Here is a 13830-nt window from a genome sequence, read left to right as displayed (position 1 = left end):
GACTTGGCCGTCGACGATACGGCACACCCGAGACATCGCGCTGGTGCGGTATTTGCGTTGGGACGCATACGGTCGGATAGCTCTGAAGCTGTTCTCCAAACGCTTTGGGAACGAGGTTTGGCAGAGCTCGGCGGGGCTTTGACCATGCAAGTGGCGTCAGCTCTTGCTGAGTATTCGAATTTCCAACCTCTCAACGGCGTTCTTGACAGCGGTGACGAAATCCTGGCGGCCAAGGCGGCCATTCAGCTGGGTTTGCATCGCGTTGGTGATAGTCTCGCAGCGATTTCAGACTCGTATGAAAGAGACGACTATGCTCGAATGCGCCCTTTTTTCGCCATCGCGCTGGGCTTGCTCGGCGATGGCCGAGGCGAATCGGTTTTAAGAGAAGGGTTGACCGTTCTCGAGCTGCGCAACCACTGCGCGGTCGCACTCAACGAATTGGGGTACGGGTCCGAAGTACTTTTTGAGCTCAGATTTGCGCTTTCCGATGGAGACCCCCTGGTCCGTCTTCGTGCACTTGAAGCCCTGATCGAATTGGAGCCCTCCGATATCGTCGATTTGGTCGATGAGGCCACCGAAGATCCGGATGCCCGAATACAAGAGGAAGCTGAGGCAGCTCTTCGCCGGCTTCAACGACACCAACGCCGATGAGGTCAGCGAGTGGAGAAACGTCGGCTGAAATTCCGCCTCTCCATTCCAACGAAGATCTTCCTCGGTTTTGCGTTGATCATGGGCGCGTTCTCTTTCGTACTGATCTACAACTCAGTGAGACTCGCCAGGCTGTATGAAGAGGTTCGGGTCATCAACCGAGGGCTTCTGCCACTGAGATTGACCCTATCCGAGATAGAGGGCGACCTACGAAGCTATTCGCTCCTGCTGAGCGAGCCCGATCCGGTCGTTTTGCGTCGAGCAATTCAAGCGAGTCAGACCCTTTTCCCTTTTCCGCGGCGGATCAATGAACGTTTGGCGAGCTCGGCCCAAACCATCGATGTGTTGATGGCGAGAAACCTCCAAGCTTTGAGTGAGGAAGGGAGATTCGAACGGCTCCCGTCGATATTGGAGGAACTGGATGATCGAAGCGAGGAGCTCATTCGCCAGAGCGAATCGCTCATACGTGCGCTCGAGGACGGAGAGAACGACGTAGCTGATGAGGTTCGCCGCCAAATCTCAGACAATCTGGTCCAGATGCAGGGCAGGCTTGCATCGATTGCACGGCTGACGGGTCGAGTGGTCGTTGATGCGGTGAACTGGGCGACACAACAGGAACGGCGCAACCTCGTGACGGTCGCTGTGAGCACGCTTGGCGCGATGGTGGTCGCCTTGTTCGTCATGTTCTGGTCAGCTCGGACACTGCGGCCTTTGACTCGGTTGACCGCAGGAGTCAGAAAGCTGACCGAAGGATCGTACGAAACAGTGGACGTGCGTGCGCACAACGAGATCGGAGAATTGGCCCAGGAATTCAATGCAATGGTTTGGGCATTGAAGGAGCGAGACCGCAAGTTGCGAGAAGGCGGTCTCGCACTCGAACGCGCCTACGAATCCGCCGTTCAAGCCGAACGTTTGGCAGCCATCGGCCGACTCACCAGTCAGATTACCCACGAGATTCGAAATCCCCTGAGCAGCCTCGGACTCAATGTCGAGCTGTTGGAAGATGAGCTGCGCAAACCCCAAGCAGATTTCACCGAGGCCAGCTCGATATGCCGAGCGATCACAGGCGAAATTGATCGTTTGACGAGCATCACGGACGAGTACTTACACTTCGCTCGACTCCCTATGCCGCAAAAGGAACCAACCGACCTCAACCAACTCCTCGATGAGCTCATCAAATTCCATCGGCATGAGCTCAATCAGGCGAATGTTCAGGTTCAGCTGGATCTCGCCGATGACCTTCCGATCATCCACGCCGACTCGGGCCAGTTGAGACAGGCCATCCTGAATCTCGTCCGAAATGCGCAGGAAGCCATGCCGGATGGCGGTCTCATCAGTCTCGCGACAAGACGTGAGGGTGCTCACCTCGCGATTACCGTCTCAGATGAAGGAAGCGGTATCGAACCCGAAGCCGTCAACCGCGTCTTCGACCCATTTTTCAGCACAAAACCACATGGAACGGGTGTCGGTTTGGCCCTCACGCGACAGATCGCCGCACAGCACGATGGTGAAATCGCATGTCACAATCGGGCGTCTGGAGGCACCGAATTCACATTGACTCTGCCCATCCCAGAGGAGACAAACGGCTCACTTATTGACTGTGATTCAGAAGAGGTTCGGTGAAAACCAGTGGAGCTTTGCCCTGCATGAGAAAGACGGCTTGCACCTCTGGCCTCGGGCTCGATGTCGGGCTAGAATCACCGGACGTCTGGCCCGAACGGAAGTTGGAAACGCGATTTGACGGAGTATTCCATGGAGCGCAGAACGCGACACCGCCGCCTAGTATACGCAATCGCAATGGTCCTGTTGCTCAGTTGCACCGTTGACCCAGACGACAACACAACCTACGACACTGATGTTGTCAGCACCGACGGAAGGAATGACCCGACCACAATCGATACGGCTTCAGAGGTGTCAGAAGAAACCGGTACGCTTGATGCCGATGCTGGGGTGGTTTCAGATGTGGCCGAAACTTCAGCCGAAGATGGCACTGACGGCAACGAAGACACGTCTTCTGAAGACATCACAGACGGTGGTGATACCGAGCAACCAGATTCAAATGACGACGCACAGGTGCCCGATGGAGAAGGAGCAGACCTCAGCGATGCCGACGTTGCTCCGGATAGTACCGATGACACATAGAGATGGGGTTTGCCCGGTTCTAACCACTCTGGCTCTCAACGCGGTCCTCGTTTTTTCGAGTGCTTGCGACGACGACGGTCAGGCAGGCACGGACATATGCGCCGGCGATGCCTGCGGACAAAACGATGCCAGCGATGGCGACTGGATAGATGGTAGCTATTCGGACGCCTCAACGACGCCCGAAGAGATCTGCACCAACACGTGGGACGAAGACGGCGATGGAGCGGCCGATTGCGACGACAGTGATTGTAGCTCCCGCTTGATCTGCCAAACGGATCAAACAGTGGAGTCCGAGGGCAATGGCAGCCGCCAAAACGCAGATCCGATCGACATTGGAGACATCGTCAGAGGTCAAATAGGTGAGTATTCGGAAAACGCTGATGGAGAGGTCGTAGATGACATCGATTGGTACCGTTTCTCGATAGACGCTCCTACATTGCTCAGTTGGTCGTTTGATGACGCCAACGGTTATGCGATTCTTAGATTGTTGTTGGGCGGGCTCGACGCTGAGAACGATTCTGTGTGGCGTCGGCTCGACGTAGAAACGCCGAGTTCCAGTCGCCACGTGTATCTCCCCATCGCGGGTACGTACGGAATACAAGTGCGTGACCTGCGCAATACCGATTTGTCGTCGAATGATATCCCGTTTGGCGGGCGCGATTTTGACTACGCCTTTCAACTGCAAACGTCGGACCTCGCCTCGAGCTCTGTGAACCTCCCATTTGAAACGGGTGCCAGTGTTCTTTCGGATCTCAACGAGGTTGTGGTTTGGGATTTCGACTTGAACATCGGGGACATACTCGAGGCAGAAGTGGTCGCAGAGCGGTTATCTCCAAGCTCCGGATTTGACAGTATTCTTTACCTCATCAACCGAGCCGACGGTAACGTCGTTGCGTGGAACGACGATGCCCCGCTCGAGACGCTAGATTCTTTTATCCGTTCAGAAGCTCTTGCCGATCCACTACAAGCGCGGCTCGTTCTCGACCATTATCAAATCCGCCACACCTCTGCGTTTGAACTGTCGGTCGAGGTGGTTTCGCCAAACCAAGATCGAGAACCGAACGACCCGGTCGAGCTCGCCTATCCGTCCCAGACAGACGAAACGATCGACGGCCAGATCGCAGAGCCTTACCTCCTCTTTGACGATGTCAAAAGCGATACCGATTATTTCGTGCTCACAGGAGGTTTGTCCGCCAGTTACACGATCGACGTTGTCCCTCAAGGTGACCAGGTTGATCTGGCCCTTCGGACCGGATGGTCTGGTTGGAACGACGACGATGAATTCGTGTTCTATGAACGATTCCAGGCCGATCCAGTCGACACGCGAAACGCTCGGCTCGAAGCAACCAGCTTACATGACACCGATTTCATCATCGAGGTGACCGATCGTCGCAATCTATTCGAAGATGAGACCGATCCGATCGGCGGAGTGGGTTTCGAATATCAGCTCATCGCTACCTTGCTTGAAAGGCAGGTCTCTATCGTGGAGCTTCCGCTCGATACCGCTGGAGTGATTTCGACACCGGGAGAAGCACAATGGTTTGAATTCACGGTTCCAAGCCAAACGCGATTGGTTGCCACCGCCATCGGAACCCTCGAAACGATGGAACCTTTTTTGACCCTTTCGCATCAAGATGATGCGTATATCCTTCGAGGGTCACGAGAACTGGCCTACGTCAACGCTCACGAGCAAATATACCGGTTGTTGCTGGTCGATCGCTCGGGGACGGGCGGCGAAGAGCAGGGTTATCATCTGCAGGTCTCGGCACAGGTCTTTTCAGTGATTGACGAGCAAGAACCCAACAATGGACCGCCCATCGGTGGACAAACTCTTCAATCAGTTCCCGCCTGGGTCAACGCCGAATTGACGGCGGAGAGCCCCGACGATTTTGACGTTGATCTCTATGCCATCACGCTTTCGGCCGGAGTACTGCTCACGATCGAAACAACTTCGGGCCTTGATCAGGAAGCGGACGATGCGGACACGCAGCTTACCGTCACTGTTCCCGGTTACGAAGACCCATTTGAGGACAACAACGGCGGGCGCGGGCGATTCTCGTTCTTGGGACCAATAGAGATCACAGAAACCGGACTCGTCGAAATCGAAGTGGCACCGTGGTGTGACGACGAACAATGCCGAACGGGCGACTACGCGTTGACGGTTGTCACCGAGCCGGTCGCGGAGGAATAGCCAGCAGCCGTCCCCTGCGAATTGAAGCCAGTCGCAGAATGCGTTACCTTTCTCGCAGCAGAACGTCTTAAACACCGGAAAACCGTGTGAAATCACTGTTCGTCCAAACGGCTGTGCTCGGTTGGCTGTCGATCCTCACTTGGGTGTGGTGCAGTTGTTCGCCGGACTTGGAAAACATCCAATGCGTTTCAGACTATGACTGCAACGAAAATCAAACGTGTCTCCTTAGTCGGTGTCGCGGCCGCGTAGCATGGGATACCGGAGACCAATCCGAAACGAGCGGCCAAACGGACATGCCCGACCTGGCAATCGATGGGGTGGCCTCAGACCAGACCGTCGATTCAACCGAAAGCGACATGCCCGATGATTTGGTGATAGTCGATATCGATAGTGATTTGGGTGATGACCTCAATGAGGATTCCCCGCTCGACCAGCGAGAGGTTTTCCCGATCGACGTCATCTTGGAACCTTCTGCGGATTCCGCGATCGACGCAGCATCCGATACAGAAACGGAACCAGAACCAGACCCCTGCGATTCATGCAGCGCCACAGAGACTTGTGTCAGTTTATTGAACGACGGATGCGCAGAGGTAGCCGCTTTTTGCGCAGACTCCGTCTATGAGGTGGATCTCGCCACGCTCTTGAGTGCCGTAGGGATTGACATCGGCTCGTTGTCCATTGACACGACGATCAATTTCCCAATTGTGCCGGAAGGGCCGTTCCTGATGGGTTTGGATCCGGATCTTGGCTACGGCGAAGATGCGGAACGGCCTCAGCACGTCGTCACAATGGGAGCGTACTATCTTCAAGAGAACCTCGTTACCGTGGGAAACTTCTTCGCTTGTAGAACGGCCTACGAGGAGAGTGGGGAGGCATTCGGTTGCGAAACGGGCTCCTACAAACCTCATTCCGGCTCTGCTCTCTTGTGCAACTATCCAGATACCGGCACGGGAATCACTGACTCCAACGATTTGCCAATGAACTGCATATCCTGGGCTGGGGCGACGCAGTTTTGCGAGTGGATAGGTGGCCGGCTTCCAACCGAGGCCGAGTGGGAGAAAGCGGCCCGTGGGGGTTGTGAGCTACACGGAGATGATCCGGTTGGGTGTGAAGACGAAGATTCGGACAATGTAGATGATCGCAACTACCCGTGGGGGGTTGACACGCCAGATTGCGACCGAGCGTGTTTTTACCTCTTCAGTAGTGGGTGTGAGGGTGACCCTCAAAGCTGCATCGTTGGGTCGCGAAACGAGGATCCCAACAACTACGACCACTACGACATGGCGGGAAACGTCGAGGAGTGGGTCTACGATCGATACGATGCCGGTTTGTATTTATCTAGAATTGATGAGGACGTCGGGTGCCCAGTCGTGGAACCGACTACCAACATGGTCGTTGCTAGGGGAGGGTGGTTTTCGATCACCGATCTCACCGACCTTCGAGTGACGGCGAGACGGGAGCACACGAAGCACAGTATGGTGCCAAATATCGGTTTTCGTTGTGTAATCGATGTTCAGCCCCCAGAGGTTACGCCCCCCTGAACTGATATTTGAACACCGACCCTTCATGAGCTGCCTCGTCGATGTTCGCGATAGCCAGCTCCCCCAGAGCATGGAGGTATTCCACGTGGGCTCCGGCTTCTGTATAGGCCAGAATCCGTCCATATCCCTTCTGTTGACCAAAGTGAGCATCGGCGAGCTCTTTGACGGTGACGGGCTCTGAGGTGTTGTTGCGGTGGCCCGGAAAGGTTTCGACCGGCAAAAGGAAAACCGGCGTCTTGTCGCCGGTCTCAAACCGAACCACTTCGAGCGGGCATCCTTTCTTGTCGGCTTTATGGTTGGGAATGGCGTTCATCATTCAGGTAGAAAATACCTCAGCCACGTTTCGAAGGGAATGTCATCCCCGAAGCGAGTGTTTTGTGGCCTGTCCGTGTCTGGCCGAAACTGCCGCTTTTCGGCTTGACCGTGAATGTGGTAGGAGGTTGTGCAAATGGAACGAACAATCAAATCTCCGCTTGCCTTGGTGTTGTTGGTTATCTTTTCCAACACGGCCGCGGCGCAAGGTCTGGAGGTGACCTATGCGGGCCAGTTGAATGCTGACCAACCCGAATCCTTGGCAGGTATCTTCGCGTTGGAGTTCCGTCTGTACGAAACCGAAGAAGCCGAAGATTCGTTGTGGGAGGAACAGCATTTCGTGGCGGTCTTGGAAGGGGAATACGAGATTACACTTGGGAGTCACGTCCTCTTGGACCCTTCGTATCTGGGTCGCGAGATGGTGTTGGGGGTGGCCTTCAACGGCGAGGAGTTCGAACGAAACCCGTTGCTTATGGAGACCGCGCCTACGGATTCTGGCGGAGTCGATAGTAATTGGGAGGATCCTTGTGAGAATTCGGATCTCATCTGCGTCGATATTGCCGACCGGACAGCATTGGCACACACCGCTGAGATAGCCGAAGATGGGGAGAGTTGGGCTGGTCGAGATTTCGAAACGGTCGATAGTTACTCGGCGATCTTGGACCACTTCATCGGCCATTTCTCTGACCCCTTCGCCCACCTCACCGAAGAAGAAAGGCCAAACATTGGCCGGACCCACACCATCCTCCCGCATGTTGGCGGTGAAGGTGGAGCGCACTACGAGCGGATCTGTCCGGATGGTTACGCGGCTATCGGCGTCCGGGGTGGTTCGGCCATGTACGTCGATTCAATCGAGATTATCTGCGCTCCGTTTGAATAAAATCCCTAAGAGATCCGCGGCATTTTCGTTGAGTCGGATTCGAGCGGTTCTACCTGAGGCAGGTGGCCCCATTGGCGAACCACCTCGTAGGCCGCAATGGCGACGGTATTGCTCAGGTTGAGCGAACGGACATGGTCAGTAGTGGGGATTTTTGCGAGACGAGTTTCGTACCTGCCGACGATATGGGGTCCCTATCCCGTTGTCTCTTTTCCGAAGATGAGCACCGAGTTGTCTGAATAGGTTCTGCTCGTGTAGAGGATCTTGGCGAATTTTGTGAAGAATACGGCTTTGTCGACAGACACGCGATCGATGAAATCATCGAAGCTTTCGTGGACCGACAGACGAACATTGGGCCAGTAGTCAAGGCCGGCCCGTTTCAGGTATCGGCTTTCCAAAGAAAACCCGAGCGGTTTGATGAGGTGAAGCCAGGCACCCAGTGCTGCACAGAGACGGGCTGCGTTTCCCGTGTTTGGCGGAATCAACGGTTCGACGAGAGCAATATGCAACGCTCGGACGGGTGATGAGCCAATCCGTTTGGGCGGCTTCACAATAGGTATTTCGGTTGGCTCGATTTGGGGCACGTTCGCGAGTGTAGGACGGATAGCGGTGGTTTGGAATCTGGTTGAGGAGCATTGCGTCCCCGACATGCCACAACATAGCCTGAACAAACGTCATTCTGAGCCAGCGAAAGCGAGTCGAAGGACCGTGCACACTGCCCATGATTTTCGCCAAATAGACCGGATTGCCTATTGCCGTTGCTGTGGGAGTCCATTGTTTAGCGACCCGAGTGAGGCTATTATCCTCTGATAATGTCGGAATTCGGAAAATACTCGATTCTCTCATTGATCGGTACCGGGGGGATGGCGGAAGTATTTCTGGCCAAGTCCTATGGTGCTGAGGGTTTGGAAAAGCGTCTCGTCCTCAAGCGCATCCTCCCAGAGTATGCCAAGCGCTCGAAGTTTGTTGGCATGTTCATCGATGAGGCAAAAGTCGCCGTATCGCTGAACCATCCGAACATCGTGCAGGTTTACGAGTTCGGAAAAGTAGCAACCGACTACTACTTGGCCATGGAGTTCGTGGATGGGACCGATCTGGGACGTGTTCTCTCGGTCTTTCGGCGACGGGACGAGAAAATGAGCTGCGGTGAGGTGGCCTACGTCGCGATCGAGGTCGCCAAAGCGTTGGATTACGCCCACCGCAAACACGACGAATACGGAAGACCGCTGTCCATCGTGCATCGGGACGTATCCCCTCAGAATATCCTTTTGACGTGGGATGGAACGGTCAAGTTGGTCGATTTTGGAATCGCCAAAGCGCGTGTGACTGGCCAGGAGCGTTCGGGGGTTGTCAAGGGCAAGGTGTCCTACATGGCTCCGGAGCAGGCTTCCGGTAAGCGAGTTGACGGACGAAGCGACATTTTCAGCTTGGGCGCAGTGATATTCGAAATGATCACGGGGCGTCCACCGTTTCCTCGAGGCAAACCAGAAGATGTGCTGACCCTCGTTCGGTCTTGCGTGATCCCTGAGATTTCCACGTTGCGGGACGATGTTCCACTTCCTCTTAGGGCGATCGTCGATCGGGCACTGTCGCGGGACGCAAGCGATCGTTACCAAACGGCCCGTGATCTACAAATTGACCTGACCAAGTTCCTCTTCTCAGTGGGAGAGATTCACGACGCGGGCAGCGTTGCAGATATCCTTCAGGGCAATCGGGATGAGTTCAAGAAGACCGCCCACCAAGCTGACAAACGTAGCGTCACCGTCACCAAGGTGACGGCTACCAGTGTGGCGACTGAAGACACCGGTGGTACCTTACGGGAGGCAGCCGACGGTTCGCGTGAATCAGCTTTTCCTCGAGTCGGCACACCGGCATCATTGACCATCCGCTCCTTTCGAGAGCGCCGCGAGACCATCATCGTTTCCGGTGAGCTGTTGGGGATAAGCGAGCTTCGTGGACAGTTGACTGATGACCGATGGCGGAGCGTTCTTTTTGACTACATCCACCTCATTCAATCGGTTGGTTACAAGAATCACTGTGCCGTGGACCGAGTCGATGAGGGCGGTTTTTTGCTCCTCGCTGGTATCCCCATTTCAAGTGAGAACGACGCTGAAACCGCCGTACACGTGGCAACCGATCTGATCGAGGCCATGGACGCGATGAGCGTGAACTTGGTGCAGCCGCTCAGCCTGAGCATTGGAATTGGTCTTGGTGCTCTCGTTCTCGAACGGAACGTCGAAGAAAACGACGAGCGATATTCGTGGTTTCCCGATGAGCCGAACTGGGATGTGCCCAAGTTGTTGGCGAAAAGCGCCATGCCAAGAGAGATCCTAGTCGATGATGTGACTCAACGACGCACACGTTTTGTCTATGAGTTTGCACAGTTAGAAGATACCGATCTGGCCGGGAAGCTTCAGGTGTTTCGTGTCGAGCGTCCCAAGACACTTCGGCAGAGACTTTTGGAAAGGCGAAAACGGTTTACGACCCTTCATGGCCGCGATCTAGAGCTACAGCTCCTGCGACAGTCGTACCGACAGGCAAAACGCAAGAACATCGTGAAAACGGTGATCTTCCTTGGTGATCCCGGTGTGGGCAAGGCGTCCATTGTGGAGGAGTTCATCAGTGAGCTTCGACCAGCCGGCAACATGGTCATCCGTGCGACCGGCAGTCCGGAGTTGCTTGAAAAACCCTTTGTCCCCATCATGGGGCTTCTCGAGGAGCTCCTCCAGATCGGCCACATCACCGATATCAGAGCCAAGAAACGGCAGATCGAGGCTTCTGTTGAAGAGTTGATGGAGAAATACGACGAGCTGGAACGCACGTATATCCTCCATGCCGTCGCTTTGTTGTTCAACATCAAGTATCCCGAGAACCTGCTCGATTCGCTCGATTCTCAGCGGCGACGAGCTCGGATGTTTCTTTCTCTGAGACGATTGATCGGAGCTACCTCGCAAAAAGGTGCCGCGGTGGTCGTTGTCAACGATATCCATTGGGCTGATCACTCGACCCTCGAGTTTTTCTCGGACATGGTCAGCGAAAAGCGAAAACGTCCGATGGTTGTTGTGTTGACGGCTCGACCCAATCCCGATGTGGTCACGGGTCGATTCTGGTCAAGGCTCACGTCAGGCGACAATGTCCTGGTGCACCAGGTCGATGATCTCCAGCCGAGGGCAGCCCGCGCTCTGATCGCAGACTTGTTGGATCATCCGATGGACCGTCAGCTGGTCGAACGGATCGTCGAAGCGTCCGGTGGCAATCCGCTGTTCATCAAAGAAATCCTCGAAGCACTCCACGAGCAGAACAACCTACGCCTATCTGAAGGGCGGTGGGTTCTTACACATGAAGCACAACAGCTGGAGATACCTGCAACGGTCGAGGGAATCGTGGCTGGTCGTATCGGATCGCTTCCATCGGGTCCAAAGATGGTTCTGTTGCGAGCGAGCTTGATCGGGCGTGATCTGGGAAAGGACGCGCTGGAGGCTGTGTTTGATGAGATCCCAGAAACCGACCTGGCCGAATTGGTGAAACGCGGGTTTCTGAAGAAGGATGAGAGCGTAGAGGGCCAACCGACCTACCGCATCACAAAAAGACTTACGTGTGAGGTGGCAGCGAAAGCCCTCGTCGCAGAAGAACGCGCCGAGATCCACCGGCGGCTGGCCGACGCGATGATCGAAAAGGGAACCGATCTTTCCCGTCTTCAACTCATCAACGTGGCCAAACATCTGGAGGCAGCCGGCGAAACCGAGGACGGAGGTCAGTATTTTCTACTGGCCGCTGCAAAAGCGCGTGAAACCAGTGGCCTGGAGGAGGCGCTTACACTGGTCGATCGAGCCTTGCGTTTGCTCGATGTGGAGAGCGAGTTTCGATACAGCGCGTTGGAGCTGAAGGCGACCCTGATCAAGGATCTGGGACACTTTGAAGATCGGCAAACTGTGCTCGAACAGTTGAAGGACTACGTTGATCGACAAGGTCCACCGGAGCTTCAAGTGCAGGTTCTGATCCAAATGGCGGGATATGATCTCGACATGGGTCAAGTAGAGTCAGCGGAAAAGAAACTACGTGAGGCCTTGACTCGGGCCGAAGAGATCGGGGACTCGGTTGGTCGTGGCGCTGCCTGGGGGAAGTTGTCTGGTGCGCTTCACGATATGGGCCGTGAGCGGGAAGCGTGGAAAGCCTGTCTCAAGGCATTGGAGATCTATGAATCGCTTGACGAGCCGGAAGGCGCGGCGGCGGCCTGGAACATGAAGGGAATCCTCCACCATCACAGAGGTGAGCTAGAAGAGGCTCTACACGCCTATCGTCGGGTTGCCGAGTTGTCCGATCAAGCGAACCTGCGCTCATTTCACGAGATTGCTCAGATCAACATCGGCTACTGCTTGGTGAAGATGGGGCAACTGGAACGAGCGATGGAAACCTATCGCCAGGTGCTTCGCGAGATACTGCAAATCGGGCATCGTCGGAACGAATCCGCCTTGTTGGCCAATCTAGGACACGTGCAGGTTCTATTGGGTGATTTTTCCCGGGCTGAGCACACCCTTCGGCGTTGCATTCGACTGTCGAAGAGAAGCGCCGATCCCATGAGATTGGCTGATGGTTGGCTTACACTTGCGATTGCCTATCTCGCCCGAGGTCGGATCGATGAGGCAGAAAAGGCCCTTGATGCGGGTACGGAAGCAGCGTTGGATTCGCAGAACAACTACCTGACCTGCTACTGTTACATTCTCCATGGCGAGCTCAAGTTGCTCCGAGGCCGACCCGATGACGTTGACGGGGCACTGAGGGATGCCGATCGGGTATTCGAGATAACGGGGACCGAGGGACATCTGTTTGCGCGGGCTCGAGCTGAGTCACTCAGGGCTCAGTGTCTAGCCCTGAAGGGACATGCTGAGGAAGCTGTAGCGATATCGGAACGAGCGGTCGGGTTATTGTCAGAGGACACCATCGAAGGAGCGACCGAGGTTCTCTACCAGCACGCCAAGTTGTTGGTCGATCAAAAGCGCGAACAAGATGCAGTTGAACCAATGAAACGTGCCTATGGGATTTTCAGGCGAATCCGAGACGGGATCGAGGACGACACAGTTCGAAATCGTCATAGCAGCGTGAAGTCAAACGAACGTTTAGTGGCGCTGTGGAAACGGTTGTCGGGCGATGAAAAAACCGTTGATCAGGACTAGAACCTGAAAAGAGGCAAGTTTGATGTTGACAGACCAAAGGAGATGACTAGTATGGCCGCGCTTCAGCAGGTTCCAGATGATTTCGTCTGGGGTTGCGGAGAAACCGCGAGAGTTGACAAATCAATTGTTGAGGCGTCATACTTAGCGACTGTGTCCGTGTCATGGTACACGGGTCTTTGACAGCTGAATAGAAGGTATGAAAGCGACGGGTCAGAGAGAACAGTCTGGCGAGAGTCAGACGGTTAACCCAGTCAATCCCACCCTTTTTAAGGGTGAGATACCAGAGATTAAACTGGAGAGTTTGATCCTGGCTCAGAACGAACGCTGGCGGCGTGCTTAACACATGCAAGTCGAGCGAGAACGTGGGCCTTCGGGCCTGCTAGTACAGCGGCGAACGGGTGAGTAACACGTGAGTAACGTGCCCCAGGGCCGGGGATAACAGTGCGAAAGCGCTGCTAATACCGGATAAGCTCACAAGCTCTGCGGAGCAAGTGAGAAAAGGGGGCCTCTTCTTGAAAGCTCCCACCCAGGAATCGGCTCGCGCCCCATTAGCTTGTTGGTGAGGTAACGGCTCACCAAGGCTACGATGGGTAGCTGGTCTGAGAGGATGATCAGCCACACTGGAACTGAGACACGGTCCAGACTCCTACGGGAGGCAGCAGTGGGGAATCTTGCGCAATGGGCGAAAGCCTGACGCAGCGACGCCGCGTGAGTGATGAAGGCCCTCGGGTCGTAAAGCTCTGTCGGGACCCAAGATGGCGATGAGGGAACAAAATCCCGAGTCGCTGACGGTAAGTCCAAAGGAAGCACCGGCTAACTCCGTGCCAGCAGCCGCGGTAATACGGAGGGTGCAAGCGTTACTCGGAATCACTGGGCGTAAAGGACGCGTAGGCGGGTTGTCAAGTCAGGTGTGAAATCCTACAGCTTAACTGTAGAACTGCACTT

Annotated in this window: 8 protein-coding genes, 1 rRNA gene and 1 pseudogene; 8 read left to right on the top strand and 2 right to left on the bottom strand. The window is 55.1% G+C overall.

Going from position 1 to position 13830, the window contains the following annotated elements; all coding sequences use genetic code 11:
* The 5 genes from KKC91_12885 to KKC91_12865 all read left to right on the top strand — a co-directional run.
* Positions 1–651: hypothetical protein (locus KKC91_12885; GenBank protein ID MBU0479435.1), on the top strand; the 651-nt coding region annotated here is incomplete at its 5' end.
* 9 nt (positions 652–660) lie between these two features.
* The gene (locus KKC91_12880) at positions 661–2271 is read left to right on the top strand and encodes a HAMP domain-containing protein (GenBank protein MBU0479434.1); all 1611 of its coding nucleotides are present in this window, start codon (positions 661–663) and stop codon (positions 2269–2271) included.
* A 129-nt stretch (positions 2272–2400) separates the two neighbouring features.
* Positions 2401–2790 (top strand): hypothetical protein, encoded by a 390-nt coding sequence (locus tag KKC91_12875; protein ID MBU0479433.1) that lies wholly within the window; start codon positions 2401–2403, stop codon positions 2788–2790.
* Positions 2780–4981 (top strand): hypothetical protein, encoded by a 2202-nt coding sequence (locus tag KKC91_12870; protein MBU0479432.1) that lies wholly within the window; start codon positions 2780–2782, stop codon positions 4979–4981. Before KKC91_12875 ends, KKC91_12870 begins: the two co-directional genes overlap by 11 nt.
* A gap of 293 nt (positions 4982–5274) precedes the next feature.
* On the top strand, positions 5275–6522 hold the full coding sequence (locus KKC91_12865) for a formylglycine-generating enzyme family protein (protein ID MBU0479431.1): 1248 nt from the start codon (positions 5275–5277) through the stop codon (positions 6520–6522).
* On the opposite strand, the gene KKC91_12860 is transcribed toward KKC91_12865, so the two are convergent.
* Entirely contained in the window at positions 6509–6838 is a 330-nt protein-coding gene (locus KKC91_12860) for a hypothetical protein (GenBank protein MBU0479430.1), read from the bottom strand. The two genes, KKC91_12865 and KKC91_12860, sit on opposite strands and share 14 nt — an antisense overlap.
* 132 nt (positions 6839–6970) lie before the next feature.
* Here KKC91_12860 and KKC91_12855 point away from each other — a divergent pair, with 132 nt between their 5' ends.
* Positions 6971–7714, top strand: a complete 744-nt coding sequence (locus KKC91_12855; GenBank protein MBU0479429.1) for a hypothetical protein — start codon at positions 6971–6973, stop codon at positions 7712–7714.
* A 5-nt stretch (positions 7715–7719) separates the two neighbouring features.
* Here the strand turns inward: KKC91_12855 and KKC91_12850 are convergent.
* Positions 7720–8361 (bottom strand): annotated as a pseudogene (locus KKC91_12850) (tRNA (cytidine(34)-2'-O)-methyltransferase).
* A gap of 162 nt (positions 8362–8523) precedes the next feature.
* On the opposite strand from KKC91_12850, the gene KKC91_12845 reads away from it, so the two are divergent.
* Both KKC91_12845 and KKC91_12840 read left to right on the top strand, forming a co-directional pair.
* Complete coding sequence (locus tag KKC91_12845; protein MBU0479428.1) at positions 8524–12885, top strand: protein kinase; 4362 nt, start codon at positions 8524–8526, stop codon at positions 12883–12885.
* Between the two features lie 289 nt (positions 12886–13174).
* Positions 13175–13830, top strand: a 16S ribosomal RNA gene (locus KKC91_12840); the annotation flags it as partial.

The sequence above is a fragment of the bacterium genome (assembly GCA_018812485.1).
In the GTDB taxonomy this organism is placed as follows: domain Bacteria; phylum JAHJDO01; class JAHJDO01; order JAHJDO01; family JAHJDO01; genus JAHJDO01.
Note: the sequence above shows the minus strand (reverse complement) of the source record. Positions and strands in the feature narration are given on the sequence as shown.

Coding starts and splice junctions, on each gene's coding strand:
- KKC91_12875 (MBU0479433.1), top strand. CDS start 2,401: ATGGAGCGCAGAACGCGACACCGCCGCCTAGTATACGCAATCGCAATG.
- KKC91_12870 (MBU0479432.1), top strand. CDS start 2,780: ATGACACATAGAGATGGGGTTTGCCCGGTTCTAACCACTCTGGCTCTC.
- KKC91_12865 (MBU0479431.1), top strand. CDS start 5,275: ATGCCCGACCTGGCAATCGATGGGGTGGCCTCAGACCAGACCGTCGAT.
- KKC91_12860 (MBU0479430.1), bottom strand. CDS start 6,838: ATGATGAACGCCATTCCCAACCATAAAGCCGACAAGAAAGGATGCCCG.
- KKC91_12855 (MBU0479429.1), top strand. CDS start 6,971: ATGGAACGAACAATCAAATCTCCGCTTGCCTTGGTGTTGTTGGTTATC.
- KKC91_12845 (MBU0479428.1), top strand. CDS start 8,524: ATGTCGGAATTCGGAAAATACTCGATTCTCTCATTGATCGGTACCGGG.